General features: G+C 47.3%; 21 protein-coding genes. 9 read left to right on the plus strand and 12 right to left on the minus strand.

Annotated features, from left to right (window positions below):
• Positions 1-96 precede the first annotated feature (96 nt).
• From PMG25_RS22595 to PMG25_RS22620, 6 genes are all read right to left on the minus strand, one after another.
• Positions 97-1,365 (minus strand): hydroxymethylglutaryl-CoA reductase, encoded by a 1,269-nt coding sequence (locus PMG25_RS22595; RefSeq protein ID WP_283769162.1) that lies wholly within the window; start codon positions 1,363-1,365, stop codon positions 97-99.
• Positions 1,366-1,501: 136 nt separating this feature from the next.
• A complete protein-coding gene (locus PMG25_RS22600; protein WP_283769163.1) occupies positions 1,502-3,229 on the minus strand; it encodes a succinate dehydrogenase/fumarate reductase flavoprotein subunit in 1,728 nt (575 codons plus the stop codon).
• An 85-nt stretch (positions 3,230-3,314) separates the two neighbouring features.
• Positions 3,315-3,623 carry a hypothetical protein gene (locus PMG25_RS22605; RefSeq protein WP_283769164.1) on the minus strand — a complete coding sequence of 103 codons (309 nt, stop codon included), beginning with the start codon at positions 3,621-3,623 and terminating at the stop codon, positions 3,315-3,317.
• A 195-nt stretch (positions 3,624-3,818) separates the two neighbouring features.
• Entirely contained in the window at positions 3,819-6,053 is a 2,235-nt protein-coding gene (locus PMG25_RS22610; RefSeq protein WP_283769165.1) for a diguanylate cyclase domain-containing protein, read from the minus strand.
• A 103-nt stretch (positions 6,054-6,156) separates the two neighbouring features.
• Complete coding sequence (gene ylqF, locus PMG25_RS22615) at positions 6,157-7,002, minus strand: ribosome biogenesis GTPase YlqF (RefSeq protein ID WP_283769166.1); 846 nt, start codon at positions 7,000-7,002, stop codon at positions 6,157-6,159.
• 20 nt (positions 7,003-7,022) lie between these two features.
• Positions 7,023-7,433, minus strand: coding sequence for a universal stress protein (locus PMG25_RS22620; protein ID WP_283769167.1), 411 nt, complete (start codon positions 7,431-7,433; stop codon positions 7,023-7,025).
• A 92-nt stretch (positions 7,434-7,525) separates the two neighbouring features.
• Here PMG25_RS22620 and PMG25_RS22625 point away from each other — a divergent pair, with 92 nt between their 5' ends.
• The gene (locus PMG25_RS22625) at positions 7,526-8,728 is read left to right on the plus strand and encodes a phosphoglycerate kinase (RefSeq protein ID WP_283769168.1); all 1,203 of its coding nucleotides are present in this window, start codon (positions 7,526-7,528) and stop codon (positions 8,726-8,728) included.
• Between the two features lie 149 nt (positions 8,729-8,877).
• Here the strand turns inward: PMG25_RS22625 and PMG25_RS22630 are convergent, their stop codons facing one another.
• The 3 genes from PMG25_RS22630 to PMG25_RS22640 form a co-directional block, all read right to left on the minus strand.
• A complete protein-coding gene (locus PMG25_RS22630) occupies positions 8,878-9,216 on the minus strand; it encodes a XisI protein (protein WP_283769169.1) in 339 nt (112 codons plus the stop codon).
• Between the two features lie 205 nt (positions 9,217-9,421).
• Positions 9,422-10,507 (minus strand): phospho-N-acetylmuramoyl-pentapeptide-transferase, encoded by a 1,086-nt coding sequence (mraY, locus tag PMG25_RS22635; RefSeq protein ID WP_283769170.1) that lies wholly within the window; start codon positions 10,505-10,507, stop codon positions 9,422-9,424.
• A 68-nt stretch (positions 10,508-10,575) separates the two neighbouring features.
• Positions 10,576-10,824, minus strand: coding sequence for a DUF3134 domain-containing protein (locus PMG25_RS22640; protein ID WP_283769171.1), 249 nt, complete (start codon positions 10,822-10,824; stop codon positions 10,576-10,578).
• A gap of 130 nt (positions 10,825-10,954) precedes the next feature.
• On the opposite strand from PMG25_RS22640, the gene PMG25_RS22645 reads away from it, so the two are divergent.
• From PMG25_RS22645 to urtB, 8 genes are all read left to right on the plus strand, one after another.
• Positions 10,955-11,539 carry a PAP/fibrillin family protein gene (locus tag PMG25_RS22645; RefSeq protein WP_283769172.1) on the plus strand — a complete coding sequence of 195 codons (585 nt, stop codon included), beginning with the start codon at positions 10,955-10,957 and terminating at the stop codon, positions 11,537-11,539.
• A 31-nt stretch (positions 11,540-11,570) separates the two neighbouring features.
• Positions 11,571-12,392 (plus strand): PD-(D/E)XK nuclease family protein, encoded by an 822-nt coding sequence (locus PMG25_RS22650; RefSeq protein WP_283769173.1) that lies wholly within the window; start codon positions 11,571-11,573, stop codon positions 12,390-12,392.
• A gap of 96 nt (positions 12,393-12,488) precedes the next feature.
• A complete protein-coding gene (locus PMG25_RS22655) occupies positions 12,489-13,295 on the plus strand; it encodes a prohibitin family protein (RefSeq protein ID WP_347178921.1) in 807 nt (268 codons plus the stop codon).
• Positions 13,296-13,324: 29 nt separating this feature from the next.
• A complete protein-coding gene (locus tag PMG25_RS22660) occupies positions 13,325-14,326 on the plus strand; it encodes a GAF domain-containing protein (protein WP_283769175.1) in 1,002 nt (333 codons plus the stop codon).
• 30 nt (positions 14,327-14,356) lie between these two features.
• Positions 14,357-15,790: a methyl-accepting chemotaxis protein gene (locus PMG25_RS22665; protein WP_283769176.1), complete on the plus strand. Its 1,434-nt coding sequence runs from the start codon at positions 14,357-14,359 to the stop codon at positions 15,788-15,790.
• A 42-nt stretch (positions 15,791-15,832) separates the two neighbouring features.
• Positions 15,833-16,750, plus strand: coding sequence for a homoserine kinase (thrB, locus tag PMG25_RS22670; protein WP_283769177.1), 918 nt, complete (start codon positions 15,833-15,835; stop codon positions 16,748-16,750).
• A gap of 129 nt (positions 16,751-16,879) precedes the next feature.
• Positions 16,880-18,205 (plus strand): urea ABC transporter substrate-binding protein, encoded by a 1,326-nt coding sequence (gene urtA, locus PMG25_RS22675; RefSeq protein WP_283769178.1) that lies wholly within the window; start codon positions 16,880-16,882, stop codon positions 18,203-18,205.
• Between the two features lie 119 nt (positions 18,206-18,324).
• Entirely contained in the window at positions 18,325-19,482 is a 1,158-nt protein-coding gene (gene urtB, locus PMG25_RS22680; protein WP_283769179.1) for an urea ABC transporter permease subunit UrtB, read from the plus strand.
• A gap of 400 nt (positions 19,483-19,882) precedes the next feature.
• Here the strand turns inward: urtB and PMG25_RS22685 are convergent, their stop codons facing one another.
• The 3 genes from PMG25_RS22685 to PMG25_RS22695 form a co-directional block, all read right to left on the minus strand.
• On the minus strand, positions 19,883-22,282 hold the full coding sequence (locus tag PMG25_RS22685) for a choice-of-anchor I family protein (RefSeq protein ID WP_283769180.1): 2,400 nt from the start codon (positions 22,280-22,282) through the stop codon (positions 19,883-19,885).
• 450 nt (positions 22,283-22,732) lie between these two features.
• Positions 22,733-24,031 carry a polysaccharide deacetylase family protein gene (locus PMG25_RS22690; RefSeq protein ID WP_283769181.1) on the minus strand — a complete coding sequence of 433 codons (1,299 nt, stop codon included), beginning with the start codon at positions 24,029-24,031 and terminating at the stop codon, positions 22,733-22,735.
• A 323-nt stretch (positions 24,032-24,354) separates the two neighbouring features.
• On the minus strand, positions 24,355-24,933 hold the full coding sequence (locus PMG25_RS22695) for a Uma2 family endonuclease (RefSeq protein WP_283769182.1): 579 nt from the start codon (positions 24,931-24,933) through the stop codon (positions 24,355-24,357).
• Between the last annotated feature and the right edge of the window lie 63 nt (positions 24,934-24,996).

Here is a 24,996-nt window from a genome sequence, read left to right on the forward strand (position 1 = left end):
CACTCGAAGGGAACAGGGCGCACTCGAAGGGAACAGAGCGCACTCGAAGGGAACAGGGCGCACTCGAAGGGAACAGAGCGCACTCGAAGGGAACACTCAACGCTCCCTTGCCAACCGAGCATGAGCCTGGACAAACTCCCCCGCAGATAACGCCCCAATAATCGACAACTCCCCCGCCAACGCCAACCCCGCACACATCTCAGCAAACGCCCTCGCCAACCCCGCACCCGCTAACCCCAAAATCTGCAAACAAGCTTGCTGACTCGGTAACCCCGTACCACCGCCTACCGTACCCACAATCAAATTCGGCAACGTCACCGCCGCATATAAATCCCCCTCTGCCGTTAACTCAAACCGCGTCACCCCCACCGCAGACTCCGCCACACAAGCGGCATCTTGACCGCAAGCAATATAGAGCGCGGCTAATCCATTGGCATAATGGCCTTGAATGCCTATCGTCCCACTCATGGTTCCCCCCAAAGCCGACATCCGCCAATAGTTCACCATTTGTTCTGGACTCGTGTGCAACCGTTGCGCCACCAACTGAGCCGGTATAGTCACCTCTGCGGTCACCTTTTTACCCCGCACTCCAGCAAAAGATTGGGCGCTGGCCTTTTTATCCCCCGATAAATTCGCCTCAATAAACCAGTGTTGGGGAGCCACTGGACTCTGGCGGAGGATATACTGACAAATGGCATCCGTCGCCAACGTCACCATATTTTGACCCGCCGCATCCCCGGTCGTAAACTGAAAATCCAGATAAACATGATTGCCTTCTACCGTAATTCGGGTATCGATTAATTTCCCGTAGCGAGTAGTATTTTCTGCTTGTTCCTTAAAAGTTTCCTGTTCCCCAACGACCCAAGCCAAAAATAAGCCCACCTCTTGCAAGTTCCTAAACGCAAACCCAGGAGTGCGGTTCACCGCTTCATTGAGTAATAAGGCTTGACATCCTCCGACTTCCGAAATCAGTTGACATCCCCGCGAATAGGAGGCGACAAGGGCCGCTTCTGTAGTCGCTAAAGGTACATAATAATCCCCTTGGGCAAACAACCCATTTACCCGCAGGGGGCCAGCAATACCCACCGGGAGTTTCACTGTACCGATAAAGTTTTCAATATTATGCTGATAAGCTTCGAGTTGCGACAGGGTTTGTTCATCTAAGAGATTAGCTTGGGTTTCCGGAAACGTATTCAGTTGCTTCCAATGCTGTTCTACCCGTTGACGACTGAGACGAAATGCGCCGCGAAACTTGCGCGGTAAGGGTTTGGGGTTGGGTAGGAGTTTTGCCGAGAGTTCTGTCAGTCGGTTCTGCTCTAGGAGTTCCCGCACATATTGGTTGGCTTGACGTTGGGAGGTAGACATCAGGGATAGGGTTGAAAGGCTGCATGGTTATTTTTTAAGGGATAAATTTAAAAAACATTGCTACCCATGTGACAGCCTTGCAACTGGATGAGTCATGGGTCATGGGTAATACAGCGCTTTGCGCTGTATTACTCAATTAATACTTCCGCTCCTGGGGTTCAAACTGGGTGAGTGTCACTGGGCGATATTGAATCTCAATGCCTGCGGCTGAATAAAACGCCAAGGAATGCTTGAGGAAATTGGGATCGTCCCGTTGGGGAAAATCTTCGCGAGAATGGGCCCCCCGACTCTCCTTCCGGTTGAGTGCAGAGGTGAGGATCATGCGACCCACCACCATAATATTCTTCAGTTCTAAAGCCTCGATAATCTCCGTATTCCACAAAGACCCGCGATCGCCAAGATAAATCGTGCCATAGTCCTGTTGCAACTCTTGGGTAATCTCTAGACCCTTTTCCATCGAGTCTTGGTCGCGGAATACCCCACAATATTGACTCATGGCATCTTGAAAGGCTTGGCGTAGGGGATTAATACGCTGTTCTCCCTGTTGGTCTAACAAGGCTTGCACTTGTTCTTGTGCCTCTTGTAGATAGGGCGTTTCGTCTAAATTGGGTAACTTGCGAGATTGGACATATTGGGCGATCGCCGCCCCCGTCCGTCGTCCATAGACCACGCATTCGAGTAGGGAATTACTCCCCAAACGGTTCGCCCCATGCACCGACACACAAGCGCATTCTCCCGCCGCAAATAGAGCCTCTACAAACCCCTCTACCCCACTGCGTACCCGGCCATCCGTATCCACCGGAATACCCCCCATGGAATAATGGGCCGTGGGACGCACGGGCATGGGTTCTTCTACCGCATCCACTCCCACCAAACGATGGGCTTCTTCCCAGCAAAAGGGAATCCGGCTCATAATTTTTTCCCGCCCCATATGGCGCAGATCCAGATGGATAAAGGGGCCGCCCGCGCTGCCATCCGTATGAATACCGCGACCGGCGCGAATTTCCAGGGTAATGGCTCTAGAGGTAATATCCCTGGGTGCTAACTCCATTTTGCTGGGGGCATAATTCTCCATGAAGCGATCGCCCTCACTGTTGCGTAAATAGGCCCCCTCGCCCCGGACTGCCTCGGAAATCAATACCCCCACCGGATACAACCCCGTCGGGTGAAATTGCACAAACTCCATATCCTGAAGCGGCAGACCCGCTTGTGCCACCATGGCCAACCCATCTCCGGTGGAGGCATAATCATTGGACGTAGTGTTAAACACCCGCCCATAGCCCCCCGTCGCTAACATAATTGCCTTCGCTCGCACCACCTTTAACCGGCCATCGAGCATATGGTACATCACCAAACCCTTCGCTTCCCCCTCTTCCAGGATCAAGCGCATCACATACCATTCCTGATACACCTTGACCCCATAGCGTCGCAGATTATTCACCAACTCATGAAGGATCGCATGGCCCGTCTTATCGGCAGCGTAGCAGGTACGGCGATAGGAATGGCCCCCAAAAGCTCGTTGAGCAATGCGGCCATCCGGTAGACGGGAAAATAGAACCCCTAAATGCTCTAAATCGATCACCACATCCGGGGCTTCTTTGGCTAAAATTTCGACTGCATCCTGATCCGCTAAATAGTCGGAACCCTTGACTGTATCGAAGGCGTGGGCTTCCCAACTATCCTCAGAATCCACATTGTTTAAGGTGGCAGCCATACCCCCTTGAGCGGCGACAGAGTGCGATCGAATCGGATGGGTTTTAGCGACTATAGCAACATTAAGGCTCGGATCAATGCGGGCAATTTCCACAGCCGCACGACACCCGGCTAGGCCACCGCCAACAATGATTACATCATGGTCTAACATGGTTTGGTTGATCTTCTCCAAATGGGTTAAGAAACAGGTAGGGGTAGGGGCGACTTGCCCCTACAAACATAAAAATAGGAATCAATTAGCCGGCTGCTTGGGCAGGATTTTTGGCAGCTCCTGAACGAGAGGGCCGTTTTTGCGGACTCTCTTCAACCGGTGCAAATTCAATATGGTTCAGTAAGGTCGTGACAAAGCTAAACAGCAAGAAGGGTAGAGAAAGAACCAGAATTAATCCCACCGTCGCTAAGGCGTAAACCGGACTGCCTGCCCCCATCAGGGCGAGAGCGGCCGCTAAACTCAGGAAAATTACAATTAACCAGACAATGATTTGTCCATAGATATCTCCAAAGGAGAGGGTGCAATGGAGGCGATAGGTTTGTTGATCGTTCATACGCTTAACTGGAGAAAGTTTAACATTATTTAATGAACCAGGGTAAAGGGCGCGGGGATGTTTGGGTGATTTCTCAATAGTTTTCAAAGACTTGCAACATCTTGTTACATTTACCGGGGTTCACTAGCAAAGAATAGAACGTTTTCGTCCTCTCTTAGTTTAATTTCTTCTGGTCATTTCCTGAACTCCCACAGCTTAAGATTTGACCACAAACCGATTTCTCCCTTGCTTCTTGGCTTCATATAAGGCTTCATCTGCTAGAGCAATTAGGCTTTCTTTGGAGAGTTCTGAGGTCGGAACCAAGGTGGCAATTCCCAAACTCATGGTTACCGTTGCAGCGACTTTAGAGGTTTTATGGGGAATTTGCAGGTCATCTATTTTGGATTGAATTAACTGGGCCACGACTTTGGCCCCTTCTTCTGAAGTGTTGGGGAGAAGCACCACAAATTCCTCTCCTCCATAGCGAGCGACTATATCACTAGAGCGTCGAACTGAATGTTGAATGGCGCTGGCCACTTGGATCAGGCAGTCATCCCCGGCTTGATGCCCATAGGTGTCATTGTAGAACTTAAAGTAATCCACATCGCATAAAATGATCGATAGGGGCAGGCGATCGCGTTTTAAGCGCAGCCACTCTTGATATAGGCATTCATCAAATTGACGACGGTTCGCCACTTTGGTTAAGCCATCTGTATTGGCGATTTTATGGACTTCATCGAGCATTTTTCGCAGTTCAAATACTGATTTTTTGCGGTCAGTAATGTCTCGAAAATTGACCGATAATCCATCTCCAAGCTTGACGGCAATTACATGAAACCAAGCCCGTTGATTGTCATGATCGTAGGGAAATTCTAATTCTAGAGAATGGCCAGTTTCTACGACACTGACATAATGATCGAACAGACTTCTTAGATTAGGGCTTTGGATTTCTTGGAGCCAACTTTTTCCGACCAAATTAACAGTGTTAATTTCAAAAAAATAGGCTGCCACTTGATTGCTCACAATCCATTCAAAATCTATAATTCTACCTCGATAATCTCGGAGGGCTTGAAATGCCATGATCCCATCCATGGAACTATTAATGATACTTTCGAGCAGGGATTGGGATTGTTGCAGTTTTAAGTTAGCTTTGTCTGCTTTTTCTACAGCTTCAATCAACAAATTTGTTCCCGATTCTACCTTGTCTAGCAATCGTTCATTTTCATGACCAATCGACTGAACGAGTTGACACCAATACTGGGTTAATGCTTGAAAACTATTAATTAATCCCTGGAGGGGATAAACTAGAGAATGGGGCAAATTTTCTAGGGATAAATGGCCTTCGATCACCTGTTGAGCATTCTGGCTAACTTGATTGAGAATAGAGCTGATTTTATGTAAGAAAAAACTGCCTAAAGCGATGGAGATGCTAACGGCACTCAAATTGAGGAGTAATTGATTGCGAAAATTGATCTCTACCGCTTGAAATACTTGTTTTTCAGGAACAATAATGCTGATCCACCATTGCCGATCGCCGGGTAATTTATAAGCAAAGCTTAACGTCCAATAGTTTTGTTTATTGTGGCTAAATATTTGGATCTCTTGGGGATAGTCTGCGGTTAAATTTTGTTGGATTTTAGGGAGCAAACCAGCTTCAATAGTCTCTTGTTTTTTTGAATTCTTAGTGGAATCGACCAAGGGGTTAATTTGTTGATCAAAAACAAGTATTTCTGCGGAGAAATCAAGATTAATATTTTGTAAATACTCTTGGAATGAGTTCAGATTGAAATCAATTTTACCGACTCCAATTAATTCTTTATTTTGATCGTAAAAGGGCTGAACGATTTGCAACTCAATCGAGGGATGAGAGAGGGAGGGAAGGCGTGTAATGTCTAGAGTGACTTGTTGATCGATGATGCTGTTCTGATACCACAAATTTTGGCGAGCATCGTAGGAAGCAATGGAAGAGTCAAGCCGCTCTTGAACTTCACCTCGATCGCCAAGACGATAGGTCGATAGCTGGTGATTGGTTTCTCGGTTAGCCAGGGTGCAGATCATTTCTCCATCTTCCGTGCGATGGATAGCGAGCAAGTCTCCCCTCGGCTCTAACCCGAAGGTAATCCCTTGCAGGGAGGGGAAACTGTTGAGAAAGGGCCAAAAACAGTTTTGATTGGATAAGGCGATCGCCCCATCATCGAGATCTAAGAGAAGATTTTCATAGGAGTTGAGCAGATCTTGAGGAAACGCCAGATCTTGACTCAGTTTCGTTTTGAGGCGATCGCCCACTTCCTCCATCCATTGCCGCGATAATTGTTGCACTAACTGATGATTGCGGCGTAAGGAGAGCCATCCTGTGACGCTCATGGCGACCAAGATCGGTAGCAGTACAGGCACAAGAATGTAAATGGGTAAAGGAACGGTTTTCCGGTGCTGAAAAAGCCGATTAGCCATTAGAATTGGCTCCCTACGGTAGATGATGCCATCGCGGTGAGTTAATCTTAAGTCGAGTTTCAATCCACTTCAACCCTGATTGTACTCAGTGCTGGCCATGAAATTATAGTGAAGGGGGCAATTCTAAAGGAAACCCTCCCAAGTAACCTTTACGAAAATCGGTCAGCAGTTGGCAGGCAGTGCGTTCTAGATCTCCCAGATATTTGGCTTCGGCTAAGGTATGTAAATAGTCTTCGCTAGAGAGGGTTGCTGGATCGACCTCATAACGCGATCGCAATTTCTCCAAGCTACTCACATGGGCATTCAATTTGTGAAATACATCCAGCAGAGCGATCGCCACCCGTTGATTATCATAGCTGGCTTCACCAATATCATCACAAATGGCTAACTTCGCCGCATCCCGTTGATCCTCTAATCGCGCTGGAATCACCCCAGGAGCGTCCAATAACTCAATATTGGATGATATCTTAATCCAGCGCAGTTGCCGAGTCACCCCCGGACGAGCCGCACTCTGCACCACTTTACGGTTTAATAGGCGGTTAATGAGGGCTGATTTGCCCACATTGGGAAACCCCACTACCACCGCTCGCACCGGACGGGGACGCATTCCCCGCTTGCGTCGGCGCTCATTCATGGACGCACCGGCGGCGATCGCCGCTTGGGTTACTTCGGAAATCCCCTTACCCAATTTCGCATTGGTAAAATAGGGTTGCTCTCCCTGATTGGTAAACCACTGCAACCATAAATCCTGCATCTCCGGCACAATCATATCCATCCGGTTCAGCACCAGAACCCGCTCCCGACTCCCCACCCACTCCTTCAGTTTCGGGTGTTGCGTCGTCAGGGGAATACGAATATCCCGAACATCTAAAACCACATCAACTCGCTTGAGTTGTTCGGCTAGAGAACGTTCCGCCTTAGCAATATGTCCGGGATACCATTGAATCATAATCAGCCAATCATGAAGAACTAAGGGACAATCAACACGGGACAAGGAGAAAGATTAATCACCTGATTGGTAATACTATCCTTCGATCCATCTTCCGTCAGACCAACCCCCCGACTTCCCATGATAATCAGATTGGCCTCCATTTCATCAGCCACATCACAAATGGTAAAAGCCGGTTTACCTTCCCGTTCCAGGGTTTTGGACTCAATACCACTCTTAGAAAAGCCGCTTTGGACTTTATTTAACAGTTCAGCAATTTGGTCATGGGAGATCATCGGATCTCTAGACGCATCCTCTTCAGTGGTCTCATTCTCCAACACAGAGAGCAGAATCAGTTGAGAGCCATAGGTTTTGACAATATCCATCACTACCTCTGTGGCTGCCAAGGTTTCTTGGCTTTTGTTAATCGGAAAGAGAACAGTCTTAAACATGGGTCTTACCTCCGAGACACGGACTCCTATACAATGTGGACGATAGCGTAATCAAAAACATAACGAAGATTTTTTTGAAGGAGGTTTATCCTGTGCCCAAGAAAACGGTAGCAAACTTGTCAGCATCTGACCTTTCTGGCAAAAAAGTATTAGTGCGAGCGGATTTTAATGTTCCCATCGATAATGGGTCTATCACTGATGATACTCGCATTCGGGCTGCTCTGCCTACGATTCAAGAGTTGACAAGCAAGGGTGCTAAGGTTATTTTAACCTCTCACTTCGGCCGGCCCAAGGGAAAAGTGAATGAGTCCATGCGCTTGACTCCTGTGGCTGCACGGTTGTCGGAACTGCTGGGTAAAGAGGTGAAGAAAACCAATGATTGTATTGGGGATGAGGTGGCTACTGCGGTGGCCAGCATGAGTGATGGTGATGTGGTATTGCTGGAAAATGTCCGCTTCCATGCTGGAGAAGAAAAGAATGATCCAGAATTTGTCAAGCAATTAGCTGCTGTTGCCGATCTCTATGTTAATGATGCCTTTGGAACGGCTCACCGGGCCCATGCTTCTACGGAAGGGGTGACCAAGTATCTGAGTCCTTCGGTGGCTGGATTTTTGATTGAGAAGGAACTGAAGTATCTGCAAGCAGCGATCGAAAGTCCCCAACGACCTTTGGCAGCCATTATTGGCGGATCTAAGGTATCGAGCAAAATTGGCGTGATTGAGACCCTGTTGGAAAAATGCGATAAGCTCCTGATTGGTGGAGGCATGATCTTCACCTTCTATAAGGCGCGAGGCATGAATGTCGGTAAGTCTTTGGTGGAAGAAGATAAGCTAGAGTTGGCCAAATCTTTGGAAGTGAAGGCGAAAGAACGGGGAGTAGACCTGTTATTACCTACCGATGTGGTTGTGGCTGATAATTTTGCGGCTGATGCTAATTCTCAAACCGTGAGCGTGGATAATATTCCCGATGGCTGGATGGGATTGGATATTGGCCCAGATTCGGTGAAAACCTTTGAGGCCGCTCTGGCTGATTGTAAGACGGTGATCTGGAACGGGCCGATGGGTGTGTTCGAGTTTGATAAATTTGCAGCAGGGACAGAGGCGATCGCCCGCTCTTTGGCTGGACTGACCAAAACTGGCGCTTCTACCATTATCGGTGGTGGTGATTCTGTGGCGGCGGTCGAGAAGGTTGGCGTTGCCGATCAAATGAGCCACATTTCTACCGGTGGTGGCGCAAGCTTGGAACTGCTCGAAGGTAAGGAACTCCCCGGTATTGCGGCTTTAGATGAAGCGTAATCTAACTTGATCGAGTAACCTTTGTCGATCTTCCCTTTTCCCTTTTAGTTAGGAAAAGGGAGGATTGATCTCAATCTGTCATGAACGCAGTGGTAATGAAGTGATATCAATTAAAATAAAAATTCAAAATGGGTCTTGATTTTATCGCGTTACGCGATCGCAAATTCAGTATACTGTCTAACATGAGGAGGATGAAAAGCTAAAACAATCTCATCTCGTGAAATACCTCTGAGCAACAAATCTGTCGCTACTCCATCCTCTGTCCAATCTTCCTCAATCCAGATTTGGTCATCTTGCAAACGGATATGAATCATCACACTCTTGATCCGCTCATCTTTGTGCCAACCCATCAACAGTAAAAGGTACTGATCGTGTACCTCATCAAAAGCTAAAGCACTTTCAGTGGCAGACCCTGATTTTTTATTGATTTGATGATATTCTGTTAAAATATCTTGAATGATTTGACGATACTGCTTTAATTTATCCATTGCAAAATCACCTCACATTCTGGATCAATAATTAACAATTTTACCTGATTACGAACAAGCACGATCGCCTCATCTAAAATAGTGCAATCGGTTTTCCGGAGTGCGAGCGTATTGCTCGCTGGTTTGTCTAGCGAGCGAGACGCTCGCACTGCATCTATCGATACTATTGCCTCATTTTAAAGGAAACCATCCACGACCAGATCGCCTAAAGGTAGCTGAGAATAGCAAGGATACCAACAACGCCATAAAAGACTCCCACCACTTGGATTTCCGACCATCCAGAGAGTTCCAGATGGTGGTGGAGGGGGGCCATTTTGAGGATGCGTTTACCGACCCCATCGGGGCCTTTGGTGGCTTTGTAGTAGCTCACTTGGAGGATGACGGAGAGAGTTTCGACGATAAACAGGCCGCTGAGGATAATTAAACTCCAGAGATTACCACTAATGAGGGCGATCGCCGCTAAACCGCCCCCAAGAGCCATAGAACCGGTATCTCCCATAAACACTTGAGCCGGATTACGATTATAGGCGAGAAAGCCGACACAACTGCCACTGAGGGCAGCACAAAGGATCATTAAACTGGGGAAAGTGGGAGCGAGCAGAACCCCAAGGGCTAAAAAGGCGATCGCGCAAGTTCCGCCCGCTAACCCATCTAAACCATCCGTGAGGTTCACCGCATTACTTTCCGAAACCAGGGTAAAAGCAGCTAAAGGCCAAAAGAGCAAACCTAAAGGCAGGCTAACGGCTCCAAATAGGGCGACTGTGGTCAGATCTCCCGGTTGCGTCAGAGCCATCCACAGGGTAAAACTGACCGCTAAGAGGGTTTGCAAAATCAACTTCATGCGCGGAGAAATACCCTTATTGGAGCGACGGCGGAGAATTTGCCAATCATCAATCCAACCGATCGCCCCATAGCCTAAAATAACCAAAGAAACCGCCAGAACGGTGCGATCGCCACCCGAAACCAGCAGCGCCACCAACACCGCCACCGGCACAAAAAAGATCCCCCCCATAGTTGGAGTTCCCGCTTTTTTCAAATGGTCTTGCGGCCCATCTTCGCGGATAATTTGCCCCGCTTTAATCTTTCTCAGAGTCGGGACAGCCCAAGCGCCCACCAGAGTCGTTAGGGCTAACCCACTCCAGAACGGCAGACTTAAGGAAACCCAGGGTAGGGATGAGTTCATCTGGAGGTCAAGGGCTAAAGCCGTCAGCCCCAAACCCACCACTAAAATCAAAAATAGGCGGGTTCCCCAAGACAACGAGAGTCCCCCAGAACTAAATTTCGCGTCCACAGTTTTCCTCACACTCACACTCACACTCAACAAATTACAGATCCAATCACTCCATGGACAGGTCTAGCTTACTCCTGCTCGTCCATGGACTCCTCATCCTCATCGTAATTATCGTCATTTCCCTCCATCAGTTCGGAAATATCCGCATCATCATCGACAAAATCCTCATCTTGGACTTCGCGAGTAGACATGCGTCCCGTTTTTTCTAACCAGTCTACCAGGGACTCGGTAGGAGGCGAGGGAAGGATGGGAGCCAGTTGAGAACGGGGGGTTTCCCGTAAGGAAGGGTTTTTAATCGGTACAAATTTGGAAGACATGGCCGAGACAATGGGAAAATAAAATCTTGGTACTGAACTGTTTTGAGTGTATCAGGATCTGACCAGAGAATTGTTAGCATGACCATAAGCATTGCTGTGGATGCAATCGGTGTTTAACCTAGGGAAAATTATGATTGGCAAAGACCGTTTATTACAGGCGATCGCCGGTACGAATCGAGGCATCTTAGCTTCTGAGTCCGAAAAGCAGGCGATTTTGTCCTGTGTAACTCAATTAGAAGATCGCAACCCGAACCCGCGCCCAACGGAGGTTCCTGAACTGCTGGCTGGGGACTGGCGCTTGCTCTATACCACCAGCGCGGAATTGTTGAATATTGACCGCATTCCCCTATTTAAGTTGGGTCAGATTTATCAATGCATTCGGACTGACGAGCAGGCAGTCTATAATATTGGGGAACTTGATGGCTTGCCCTATTTGGAAGCCCTGGTCAGTGTCAAAGCCCGTTTTGCCGTAGTCAATGAGCGGCGGGTCGATGTACGCTTTAATCGCGGGATTTGGGGACTACAACGGTTTTTGGGCTATCAATCTCCCTCCCAACTGATTAGCCAAATTGAACAGGGGGCAACGTTTTGGCCGGTTGATTTTCCCATTCGTGAGGAAAATCAAAAGGGTTGGTTAGATATTACTTATTTAGATCAAGATTTACGGATTAATCGAGGCAATAAAAATAGTGTGTTTGTGTTAGCTCGATGTTAGAGCGCTAGGTGCTGGTTATAGGGAATGGGGCATGGACAGAATGGATCGGGTTAACTTACGTCTTTCTCAAGGTCATTTAAATACCTTGAGTACCTGCGGGCGCAAATTTCAGTATATCTTTTTGGAGAAAATTCCCTATGTAGTTCCCCCAGAACAACAGGAGCGCTCAGAGTGGGGGAGTCAGTTTCATTTATTGATGCAACAGCGAGAATTAGGGTTACCCATTGAAGGCGTTTTGCAGAGCGATCCCCAATTTAAACAGGGTTTAGAACGGTTAATGATAGCTCATCCGGGATTGTTTGCCGATGGGGGTGACTTTCGGGAAAGTGAACATCAACGAACCCTGGTGTTTGAGGGCTATTGGCTGACGGTGATTTATGATTTGTTCATTGCCCGATCGCACCAGGCAGAAATTATTGACTGGAAAACCTATCTGCAACCCCCCAAGAGCGATCGCCTAAAACAGAATTGGCAAACTCGTCTTTATCCCTTTGTCTTAGCCGAAACCAGCGACTATCTTCCGGAACAGATCGCTCTGACCTACTGGTTTGTTAAAGGTAAACCTTCGTTACACAATCGAGCGACTTCTCTAGAGTTCAGGTATGATAACGAGCAACATGAACGGACAAAAACGGAATTAAGTCAACTCTTGCACCAATTGAGCCAAGGGTTGCAGCACTATGCTCAGGGTGGTAATTTTCCTCAAGTACCCGTCACTTCTTCTGAATGTCGTCGATGTCCCTTTGCTCGGCGATGCGATCGCCTGTCTACTGATGAAGTAGCAGACATTACTCCTGATTCCGCTTTATGGTCTCTTCCTCCTCTCGATAGTATTCCCGAATTACCGATTTAATCGCTTTTCTCCTGACCTGCACATAACACTTTATCTCGAATTATGAAATCACCCAATCATTTTCCCTCCAATTCCCAATTAACCAATCCGCAATTGATGATTCCAGTATTGGGGGTGTTCTTTCTGCTGTTTGCTGGTTTAATTTTTCGTCCCTTCGTGATTGTGAATGCAGGGGAACGGGGCGTATTAATGAAGTTTGGTAAAGTCCAGGATAGAATATTAGATGAAGGACTTCACCCCATTATTCCCGTGATGACTACGGTCGAAAATTTGAGCGTGCGGGTACAGAAAAATGATGTAAATGCCGAAGCCTCATCCCGTGATTTGCAAGATGTAAAAATGGAAATCGCCATTAATTGGCATATCGATCCAGCTAGAGTGAATAAGGTGTTTCAACAAATTGGCGATCGCGAGCAAATTCTGATTCGGATTATTACGCCCTCAGTTTCAGAAGTCGTGAAATCAGCAACGGCGAAGAAAAACGCTGAAGAAATTATCACTCTACGCACAGACTTAAAACAAGAAATCGATAAGCAACTTAAGGAAAGGATTACATCTTATGGTATTTTAATCGATGATGTTTCTTTGGTTAATGTGACCTTTTCTCCCGAATTTGCCAAAGCCATTGAAGCCAAACAAATTGCTGAACAAGAAGCAAAACGGGCAGAATTTGAAGCCTTGAAAGCAGAAAAAGTGGCCCAAGCGGAAATTAACCGCGCCAAAGGACAAGCAGAAGCTCAACGTCTGCAACGGCAAACCTTAACCCCAATTTTGCTGCAAAAACTAGCGATTGAAAAATGGGATGGTCGTTTTCCGACGGTGATGGGGGGTCAAGGTGCGCTACCCTTTATTAATATGTCGCCGGAAACCTTGACTCCTCCAGCACCGGCGAATACCCCTTAATTGAAGGTTAATTGAAGGATGATACCAGAATGAGCGATCGCCCAGATGAGACCCTAACCCCAGAACTGGATCGTTTACATGCACAGATCCGGGATCTCAAACAAGATCAAAAAGCCTTTGAAGCTCAAAATGAGCTGCTCCGCACATTTACTAACTTAATGCGGACTTCCACCGGTTCGCTGATGCTGCGATCGGTATTACAGCAAACCTTGAAAATTGCCATTCGCTTTACTCAAGCGGAAGAAGGCAGCTTATTTTTCCTCGATCAAAAGGGAAGCGTGATCGCCAGCGTATTAGCAAGGGGGGCAACCATTCGCGATCAAAAAGAGGCGATCATTGGGCAAGTTTTAGACAAAGGATTAGCCGGTTGGGTGAATTATAATCGACAAGTGGGTTTAATTACCGATACAAAAACCGATGATCGATGGTTAACCCTTCCAGATGAACCCTATGTGGTTGGTTCAGCGTTAGGTGTACCCATTTTTCGCCGTCAAACCCTCTTAGGTATTTTAACTCTCATGCATTCTGAGCCGGGTTATTTTACCCCAGAATCAGCCCGTTTAATGGAAAAAACAGCCGAGCAAATGGGAGTGGTGTTGGATAATGTGCGGCTGTATGTAGAATATCAGAAACTTGACCCCCCCCCGACTCAGGCGATCGCTCCAGAAGAAGCCTCTCAGAAAGAATCCTCAAATCCAGAGGAATCCTTAGCCAACTTAGGATTATATATTCTCACAGAACGGAGCAAGTTTTTATATGCCAATCGCCAATTAGCTCATTTATTTGGCTATCGGTTTGCAGAATTAGTGGGGTTGGATTCATTTCTGGATTTAATGGCAGCCGAAAGTAAGCGCTCTGTGTTTAACCAAATCCAAGATTGTTTTCAGGGCGATCGCAAGCGGTTAACCCATCAGGGTAAAGGTAGATGTAGTGATGGTAAACTGATTGAGATTAGTCTGTATGCAGAACGGACAAAACTGTACGGAAAAGGGGTAATCATTGGTGTAGTACAGCCAGGGTCAATCTCCTGATTCCATCACTCATTAAGTGGTTATCTTCTCATGTTTGAATTTATTAATTTGCGCGTTAGATGGCTGATTATTTTAGGCTATTCTTTCCCCATTGTTTTGTTTTTAGGATCGAGTATTTTCTTGAGTAATCAAGTTAACTCTGCTTCTGAAGTTATTGGAAGTTTAGAGTTATTTAGTTCGATTTCAAACCAGGGAGATAATATGGGATATGCCCTGAGAAATATGCAAGTTCACATGCGATATTTTATCCTAAATCCCAATCCACAAAATCGCTCCCGAATTCTGAATGAATTTAGATCTCTGGAATCTCAATTTGAAGACTATAGACAATTGGTTAGCCAAGACGATCGATTTGATGCCAGTCTGGTTGATGAATATTTGGATTTTCTTGAAGAACAAATGGGTTTCTATCGCTCTTTAGTCACTTTAATTGAAGCCAATAATATTGATGCAGCAAGAGAGCAATGGCAGTCATCAATTACCGATTTAAGATTAAATAGTGATTTAGAAAAGTTAGAGGATTTTAGAAATAGCGAGGAAGAAGTTTATATAGAAAAAAAACAAGCACAAGATTTTGAGATTCAAAAAATTCCGTCATTAATTTGGATAGTGACTTTGATCTCAACCGTTGTCTCAATTATCCTGGGTTATCTGATTATTTCATTTTTATTAAGTCGTTTAAATGAAGAAGCTTTAGTTTTAGCCACATCTGCGACCCAAATCGCTGATGCAATGGAACAGCAGGATCAAAGCTCATCAGAACAGGCGATCGCCGTCAATGAAACCACAACCACCATTGAACAATTAAAGACATCAGCCCAACAATCGGCAACACAAGCAGAATCGGCGGCTGCCTCGGTTCGTCAAGTCTTAGCCTTAGCCCTAGGAGAATGGCAGCAAACCACTGAGGCTGCGGCAGCCTCGGCCAATAGTCAAGTTTCCTTAAAATTTACCTCTAATCAAATCTCGGAACAGGTGCAAGCCCTGATTCAACAATTAGATCAAATCTATGGAATTACCAATCTGTTGGCAGACTTGGCCGCTCAGACCAATATGTTAGCCTTGAATGCATCAGTAGAAGCGGTTCATGCTGGCGAACAAGGGAGGGGATTTTCGGTTATAGCTACAGAAATTCGCAAGTTAGCCGATGATAGTCGCTCATCAGCACAAAAAATTAGTCATTTAATCGCAGACATTCAGCGATCGGCTAGTGCAACGCTCAAATCGACTGAATCAGGCACTCATGCCGTTGATTTGATTAGTTCAGCTATTAATGAAATTTCAATTAATGTGCAACAAATTTCCTTAAATGCTCGCGAACAAGCCAATGGAATTGCCCAAATCATGAGTGCCATGACGGAAATTAATGGCGGAATTCAACAAACGGCTACCCATATTCGCCAAACCAAGGAGGGAACCCAGCAGCTTAATGAAACGGCCCAAAAATTAAATCGTTTGGTTTAATGGAGGATGGACAATTGATGATCTCAAGAGGAGTAATCACATATGGTGGAGGTAGTGACAGTCAGGACTCCGGCAAGCGCAGCCAATTTAGGGCCAGGCTTTGATTGTATGGGGGCAGCGCTCACGTTGTATAACGAATTTCGCTTTTCCCCCCTACCGGATGAGGGTTCTCTAGACATTGACATCAAGGGAATTGATGTGGCTCACCTGACGACAGAGGCGGATAACTTAGCCTATCAATCCTTTAAGCGGTTGTACGATCGCTTGGGACAAAAAACCCCAGGGGTGAAAATTGAGATTGATATGGAGATTCCTCTGACACGGGGGTTAGGGAGTTCAGCCACCGCAATTGTAGCGGGATTGATGGCGGCCAACCATTGGGCTGGGAATCCCTTAAACCAAATGGAAGTGATGGAATTGGCGATCGCCTTAGAGGGATTTCCAGATAATGTGGTTCCCGCTCTTTTGGGGGGATGTCATTTAGCCACCAAAGACGAAACGGGTTGGTTAATCTGCGATATTCCTTGGCACGAGAGGATTATTCCCGTGGTCGCGATTCCCAATTTTGAGTTATCCACCGCAGACGCACGCAAGATCCTGCCCAGTGGGTACGATCGCCAAGATGCCATATTTAATATCAGCCATCTTGGCCTATTAGTGCGCGGCCTGGAAACCGGTAACGCAGAATGGTTAAAAAGGGGCATGGAAGACCGAATTCATCAACCTTATCGTAAAACTCTAATTCCTGGCTATGATGAGGTCAAAGAAGCGGCCATCAAGGCTGGCGCTCTGGGGGTAGCCATTAGTGGCGCAGGGCCGACGTTGATTGCTTTTGTCCAGACAGATCGAGGGACTGATGTGGGTGCAGCGATGGTAGAGAGTTGGAAAACTCACGGTATCCATGTGGATGCTTTATCGCTCATGCTCGATCGCCAGGGGACAACCCTTAAGGAAGGTTAAGGCAGTGGTGAAGAGATGACAAAACTTCTGTAGTCTAGACCACATAAAAACTCTATCACTGGATTAAAATAGATTTTCTGGCAAATGACTTAACTTTTTCTTAACTCAGGCAAGAGGAGTGTATACAGTATGGCGCATCGTATTGGTCGGCGTAAGTTTCTTGTCTATGGCTCTGCGGCCGTAGGCACAAGTCTTTTACTCAAAGCCTGTGGAGGGCCACCAGATACCAGCACTGAAAATACCGATGAAACTTCACCCGTGGCCCAAAGTAACAGTACCACTGGAGCGGCGGGAGATACGATTAAAGTCGGTATTTTGCACTCCCTGAGTGGAACCATGGCCATTAGTGAAAAAAGTGTGGTGGAATCGACCCAATTGGCGATCGATAACATTAATGCTATGGGTGGAGTGTTAGGGAAACAAATTGAGGCGATCGTGGAAGATGGAGCCTCTGACTGGCCCACCTTCGCCGAAAAAGCCAGAAAATTGATCGATCAAGACCAAGTGGTAGCGATTTTTGGCTGTTGGACTTCTGCCAGTCGCAAAGCGGTTTTACCCGTGTTTGAAGAAAAAGACCATATGCTTTGGTATCCCGTGCAATATGAAGGCCAGGAATGCTCAAGAAATATTTTCTACACGGGAGCCGCTCCCAACCAACAGATTGAACCTTCAGTAGATTGGTTATTGGCGGAAAAAGGTACAGAATTCTTCTTAGTCGGTTCTGACTATGTGTTCCCCCGTACTGCCAATACGATTATTAAAGAGCAATTGGCCGCTAAAGGGGGAACCACGGTGGGAGAAGATTATCTACCCTTGGGCAATACGGAAGTGACCCCCATTATTACCAAGATTCGCCAAGCTTTGCCCGATGGTGGAGTCATCTATAACACCCTGAATGGGGATAGTAATGTGGCCTTCTTTAAGCAAATGCAAGGGGCTGGACTGACTCCCGATAAGTATCCGGTGATGTCGGTGAGTATCGCGGAAGAGGAAGTGAAGGCGATCGGCGTGGAATATCTCCAGGGTCAATATGCGGCTTGGAATTATTTCATGACGGTAGATAGTCCAGCCAATGAAAAATTTGTCAGCGACTTTCAGGCTAAATATGGAGAAGATCGGGTCACCAATGACCCCATGGAAGCCGCTTATATTGGTGTCCATATCTGGAAACAGGCCGTAGAAGCAGCAGGAACGGCTGATGATTTAGATGCCGTTCGTGAAGCGGCCTATGGTCAAACCTTTGATGCTCCAGAAGGGCCGGTGATGATGAATAATAGTCATCATTTGTCGAAGTGGGTACGCATTGGAGAAGTGCGTGATGATGGCATGTTTGAAATTGTTAACGCTACCGATCAGGCAGTAACTCCCCTTCCTTGGAACCAGTTTGTGGCTGAAACTAAGGGCTTTGCCTGTGACTGGTCAGATAAGGCTAAAGGAGGCAAGTACAAGATTTAGGGTAATTAATAATTAATAATTAACAATTAACAATTAACCATGAATAATTGTTAGCCAGTAGTAGTTAGGGTGGGCAATGCCCACCCTAACCAGTTTTATTCATTAGATCGGAGAAGATTGTGCAACTCTTACTCGAAGGAATTTTTAACGGGATTAGTATTGGCTCAGTTTTGCTGATTGCGGCTCTGGGTTTGGCCATCATTTTCGGCTTAATGGGTGTGATTAATATGGCTCATGGCGAGTTGATGATGCTGGGAGCCTATACCACGTTTGTGGTGCAAAATGGCTTTAGAGCCATGGGCGATCAGTTTTTTGAAGTTTATATCTTTTTTGCCCTCCCTGCGGCGTTTCTGGTAGCCGCAGCCATGGGAATTATCTTGGAGCGGGGGGTGATTCGGTTCTTGTATGGCCGACCCTTAGAAACCTTGTTAGCGACTTGGGGCGTGAGCTTAATTTTACAGCAGTTTGTCCGGAGTGTGAGTTGGCAAATGGTGGCAGGATTAGGGATATTTTCGCTGCTGTTTTTCGGGGGAGGGTGGGTATTATCTCGTCGCCCGAATTTTGAGCAAATTCGGAAATGGGCGATCGCCGCTCTCCTCCCCCTGTCTGCCGGTATCGCGATCGCCACAGGCATAATTCTCGGTAATATCTTCAAGCTGGCAGTTACTCAACCTTGGTTTGGAGCGCAAAACGTCGATGTAACGGCCCCCTCCTGGTTACGGGGTGGGCTTCCTGTCCTCAACTTCCAACTTCCCTACGCCCGGCTGTTTATCATGGGCTTAACGGCGATCTGCATTGTGGGCATTTACGTCTTTTTGCAGCGATCGCCCTGGGGGTTACGCATTCGCTCCGTTACCCAAAACCGCACCATGAGCGCCTGCTTGGGCATTCCCACCAACCAAGTTGACGCGCTTACCTTTGCCCTCGGTTCTGGATTAGCGGGTGTGGCTGGATGTGCCATTAGTTTACTCGGTTCTGTGGGCCCGAATACGGGACAAAATTATATTGTCGATGCCTTTATGGTTGTGGTTGTGGGTGGGGTAGGTAAATTAGTGGGGAGTTTAGTCGCAGCCCTATCCATCGGCACATTAAATTATCTCATTGGTTCCGGCACTCTCGCCTTAGTCGCCACCCCCATCCAACCCGTTGCTGATTTCTTTACCTTTTTTGCCACCACCAGCATGGCAAAGGTGATGGTATTTGCCTTCATTATTGCCTTCCTACAAATCCGTCCGGCAGGTATTTTCCCGCAAAAAGGGCGCACAGTTGATGCTTAAGGGAATGGGGGAGTGGAGGAACCGAAATTAAAAACGTAGTGTCGTGACACAGCTAAAAGAGGGCTTTGTTTGTAGTAAGCACTTTAGTGCTTAAAAGCCTAGCTAGAGATGGCTCAAGCAATCACTACCAACAAAATCTATTGCATCAAATTAGCTGTGTCACAGCAGTAGGGAGCAAGATGCTCCCACTCCAGTAATACCCCTCTTCTCTCACTCTTGGAAATTCGTTAGAATTTCCGTTGTTACAGCCCGCGCTCGCGAAGCGTTTCATGTCGGCGACAGCCGAAAACGGAGTTTTATCACTAACGAAAGAATCAGGGTTTGAAGCCCTTTTTTTAGAAAGTGACAGAAGAGGGGTATAATCCGCGTTCCCCCATCTCCCTATCCAGAGCGCAACGCGCTAGACCAAGGTCAACGAGTTCGTAAAGTCAACACTGGCGAATGCAGTTGCACCAACGGCCAACGCTTGACCGGAAATGCTGCCCCCAACAAAGACGCTACTGGTAACGGAGACATTGCCAGTTGTGTTGACCTGAATATTGGCACTGCCGAAGGTCAACTGTGCTGGAGATACCCCATTGACGACACCCAAAATAGAGGTTACGCCATTGGTGGTGACTTGGATGATGGTGTTGCCATTTTCTACCGTCAAGGTGAGGTCATTGGGGGTAATGCCACCGGTTAGACCAATGGTATCGCCTTGACGATAGTCGAGAATCACATCGGCTGCGGCTGCGGTTGCTGCTGCGGTGCTGGTGCGGAGGACAAAGACATCGTTACCTGCACCACCGATAAGGGTATCTGTACCGAAGTCGCCACTGATGACATCATCGCCAGCACCACCGTTGATCAGGTCATTGCCTTGACCGCCGAAGATGCCATCATTATCCGCACCGCCATCGAGGGTGTCATCGGCTTCACCTCCCGTGAGTTGGTCTTGACCGGCATCTCCATTGACGATATCATTGCCCCGATCGCCACCTGCGCGATCGTTGCCATCACCACAGTTCACTTGGTCACTGCCTTGACCGCCATTACAGGTATCATTGCCTGCGCCGCCATTGATCGTATCATCGCCCCGATTCCCATTGGAGTTATCATCCCCTGCACCCGCATTGATTTGGTCGTCGCCATCTAAGCCAAAAATGGCATCACTGGAGGCTGTACCGGAGAAAATATCATTACCGATAGTGCCTTGAAATTGTCCAGCAACTTCCACGACAATATTAACGGATGGGGTTGGTGTGGGACTGGGTGTGGGACTGGGTGTGGGACTCGATGTGCTGGGTGGGGCAACTGGATCTACAACCGGGCCGGGAGTAGGAGCTGGAGGTGGAGCAGGGGCTGGAGGTGGAGCAATTTCATACAGAGTTGTCGTGCCGCTAAATTCATTACCTACTGCCAGTAAGGGCTTATCGTTCGGGCTATTGGCGGCAGGGATAAATTCTAATCCTTCGGGAGCAATATCTATGCCGTTGGGCTGCACGTATTGGACGAAACTGGGCGATGTTGGATTACTTACATCATAGACCATAATCCCGCCGATACGCTCTAAGCCAATAAAAGCATAACTTCTGCCATTGACGACACCGGTGGCGATCGCCTCTGGTTCTGCACCTTTATTGTCACTGCGAGCGTCACGCTCCGTCACCACATTACCGTTCTCTAGCTCGGTTCCAGAGTTAAAACGGGCGGGAACCTGCTCGGAGGTAATGCGCCCGAAGTCATCGCCACTGTCGTAAACGATAGTGCCAGATTGGTTCAAAATGGAGAACGATCGCGCCCCATAAGCCAACAGGCGATCGTAGTCCCCATCACCATCGGTATCGCCGTCAATATTGGAAACTTGCAAGCGTCCCAGTTGTTCGTCTTCCTGAAGGTCGGCGGCATTGGGAAATGCTGTGGCATCTAAGGTTAAGTCGGCAATCCTTTGATCCTCGTCGCGAGCATCTCCTTCATTCGCGGTAACGTAGTAGGTTTGACCGTTGGCTTCAAAAGAGGCGATGGAATCGGGCATATACATGCCAAACACCGGCCAGTTTTGCAGATTAATCCCATTGTCGCGATCGCTCGCATCCAAACGATTGCCTGGAAGACTGTGATCTTTCAAACCCAAGGGGATGATACTTTCGACGGTAGCCGTGGCGATATTCACTTTGGCGATCGCATTATTTTCCTGGAGCGTCACAAAAGCCGTACTGCCATCGGGCGAAACCGCAATATATTCCGGCTCCATATCTTCAGCAACGGTTTTATTGGGGAATATTCGCACCCCTGCCGTTCGCAGTTGGTCTTCCTGACCATTGAAGGCAGTAAAGTCTGCGGTTTGTACCGTTGCGCTTGCCACTCCCCCAGAGATATCGATAATACTAATAGAACCTTCTGGATCTGTAGCCCCCGGCTCCCCCTCATTGGCCACTAACACCTTCTGGCCGTCTGGAGTAAACGTGACCATATCCGGCAATACCCCAACGCCGACAGAGCTTTGCAGAGTGCCATCAGGGTCAAAAAAAGCAACCGCCCCTGGGGTTACTGGATCGGCATTTTCTACCGCAACTGCGACCACCCCATTGGCCACCGCGACGCTATTGATTCCAGCACCTATAGAGGGGTCAATGTTTATGGTTGAAATTAGAGTTGGGTTAGTGGGATTGCTGATATTGAGAACGTCAACGGCTGCACTATTAGCATTCACCACAAACAGGCGTTGAGTTCCCGGATCGTGGGCGACAATTTCCGCAGCGCTTTCGTCGGTTACTCCCGATGAGTATCTGCCAATCAACTTTAATTCTATGGCCATTATGGATTCCTCGGACAAAACTGCCCGCATCCTACTAAATTTTGTTACCTGCCAAGATTAAATCTTGAATATTTTATGGTTAAATTAAAACTAAGTTTAGATTAAAAATTGGGTGAGGAAATGGGGAATAGCACTATACAGCGCTTTGCGCTAGGGAATAGGGAATCGGGAATAGGGAATAGGGAATAGGGAATAGGGTTGTGGTACATGGCTTTGAGCCTTTAAGACGGTACACCATAACAGCGCGAAGTGCTGTATAGCTAGTCTAAATTGAGTTGTGCAACAGGAAATGCCCTCTCCCTAATCCCTCTCCCACGGGAGAGGGACTTCTACTCCCCTTCTCCCTTCGACTTCGCTCAGGACAGCGCCTGCGGGAGAAGGCTTGCCCTGAGCGTAGCCGAAGGGGGCTGGGGGATGAGGGGCAGCTATTACATAACTCATTTAGGTTGGCTATACTTGTTCTTCTGTTTCATTTAATGGGGTTTGTTTGGCTTCAATTTCTAAGAGTTCGGGAACGGTGACGAACCGATAGCCTTGTGCTTTGAGGGTGGTGATAATTTGGGGTAGGGCTTCGACGGTGTTGCGGCGATCGCCTCCCCCATCATGAAAGAGTACAATCCCACCAGGGGTGACACTCTTTAAGACGTTATCAATTAACACCGGAGTAGACACATAATAGTCCTCTGAGTCAGAAGACCACATCATAATCCCATAGCCTTGAGACTCGGCATAATCAGCTAAACCGCTCTCTAACTTACCTCCTGGAGGTCGAAACAGCTTGGTTTTGATTCCTGTGGTATCAAAAATCAGTTTGCTGGTGGACTCAATTTCCTGGGCGGCGGTTTGGGAGTCAACAGTATGGGTATAGTGATGTTGGGTATGATTGCCCAGAGCATGACCCGCATCCGCGACTTTTTTGGCAATTTTGGGATACTGTTTCAGATGCTGTCCCACGAAGAAAAAGGTGGCTTTAATCTCATGTTCTTTGAGAATATCTAAAACTTGTTCTGTGGTGTTGGGCCAAGGGCCATCATCAAAGGTTAACGCCACAACTTTAGGCATGGCTAAAGCCTCGGCTTTATTAATTACTTTGCCGCGAAATTGTTCGGGAACATCCACAAGCTTGAAAGAGGGTTCGAGTTTGGGCGGTAAGGCAACGGGAGTGGGTGAGGCTTCGGGAGTGGGAGTAATGGTCGGTGGGGGATCGAGGGGAACGGGGGTAGAGGTGGCTAATCGGTTTTGATGAATCCAATGGGCATTGATCAGTTGTGCGTAAAACCACCAACAGGAGAGAATAAAACTAACAGCAGTCAACCGACTGATGAATAACGTCCGCATCAGCCGGAATTGGAAAGGCGAGGGAGATGTGGCACTTGCAGGGAGAGCCAGGATACTCTGTTGTTGAGTAGCTGGAGTGCTAATTCGTACTGCTTGCTTCCAGAGAATGCGGCGATCGCCTGCTTGCCTAGCAATAATCCTTACCTGGTAAATGGCGGCTGAGTTGAGCGTCCACAGGCGATAGCAGACAAAGCGCACCAAACGCTGCTGGAGATTCAAGCACTGATCCTTGCGTTTGGGGTGGTGAAAATTGACCTGAACATTGAGCCAGCGATCGGGGGATTGGTTCACCTGCACTGAAACCCCTTGAGGTGCAAGTAAGCTATTCATCCAATAGGTGATTGCCTGGGGATGACCTTCCTTAGCGAGGTCGAGAAGAGAAGGTTGGGCAAAGCTTTCAGAATAGGTCATGGGTTACAGCTAGGCATTAGGGAATTGGGAATGAGGAATAGGTGGCTCGGATGGAGAGCTGTTCTAAGTTTCTTTTACTCTGCCATACCTGTTATAGCGCTACGCATTCAAGTTAGGACAACTTGAGGTTGGTAAGGGCTTTTCGGCCGTAACCTTTTATATTAAATCTAAGCGCGTAGCGCTATATCAGTTACCAGAGATCAATTTCTCATTGTTTCCGGTGGATTGGCATTTGTCAATTGTTGAGTCTTGATTTATAAAGCGAGGATAACACCTTAGAGCAAATCTCGAACAGCAGAGGATAAAAATATAGGCGGTCATGCTCAACCTTCAGGCATTAAATTTAGACCTCGATAAACCTGTTCAATGGGGAAACTGAGGTTAACACTTTTGAGTTCTATAGTGTCCCCTTCCTGATAGTTAAGGATGATCCATTCTCCAGCATCATTCTTATGATACAAATCCATGGCGATCTGAGTCGAGCTAACCAGCAAATAGTCGATTAAAGCGGGATTTTGGCGATACATCCTAAACTTGCCGCCGCGATCGTAGGCTTCCGTACTTTTGGATAAAACTTCCACAATTAAGCAGGGATAGGTAAAAAAGTTGGGGGTATTTTTGTCGCGATCGTCGCAGGTAACACTAGCATCCGGATAAGTATAATTCTCGGTTTCAAGCATATTAATTTTAATATCAGAGTTACCGGGAATGCAGCCACTCCCCTCTAAATGAGCCTCAAACAGAGCTGTTAACCGGATAGCAATGCGCCCATGATTGACGCTACCGCCGCCCATGGCATACACATGACCCTCTATATATTCATATTTTTCTAGTTGCTGTTCCTCCCAAGCAAAATACTCTTTAGGAGTGAAATGGGGAGAATTGTCATTAGCTGCAATCATAGTGATGGGTGATAGAGTATGGATGATTGGCCCATGATAACATTTTTGCACAGATGAAGAAGA

The organism is Roseofilum capinflatum BLCC-M114, from assembly GCF_030068505.1.
Lineage (GTDB): Bacteria > Cyanobacteriota > Cyanobacteriia > Cyanobacteriales > Desertifilaceae > Roseofilum > Roseofilum capinflatum.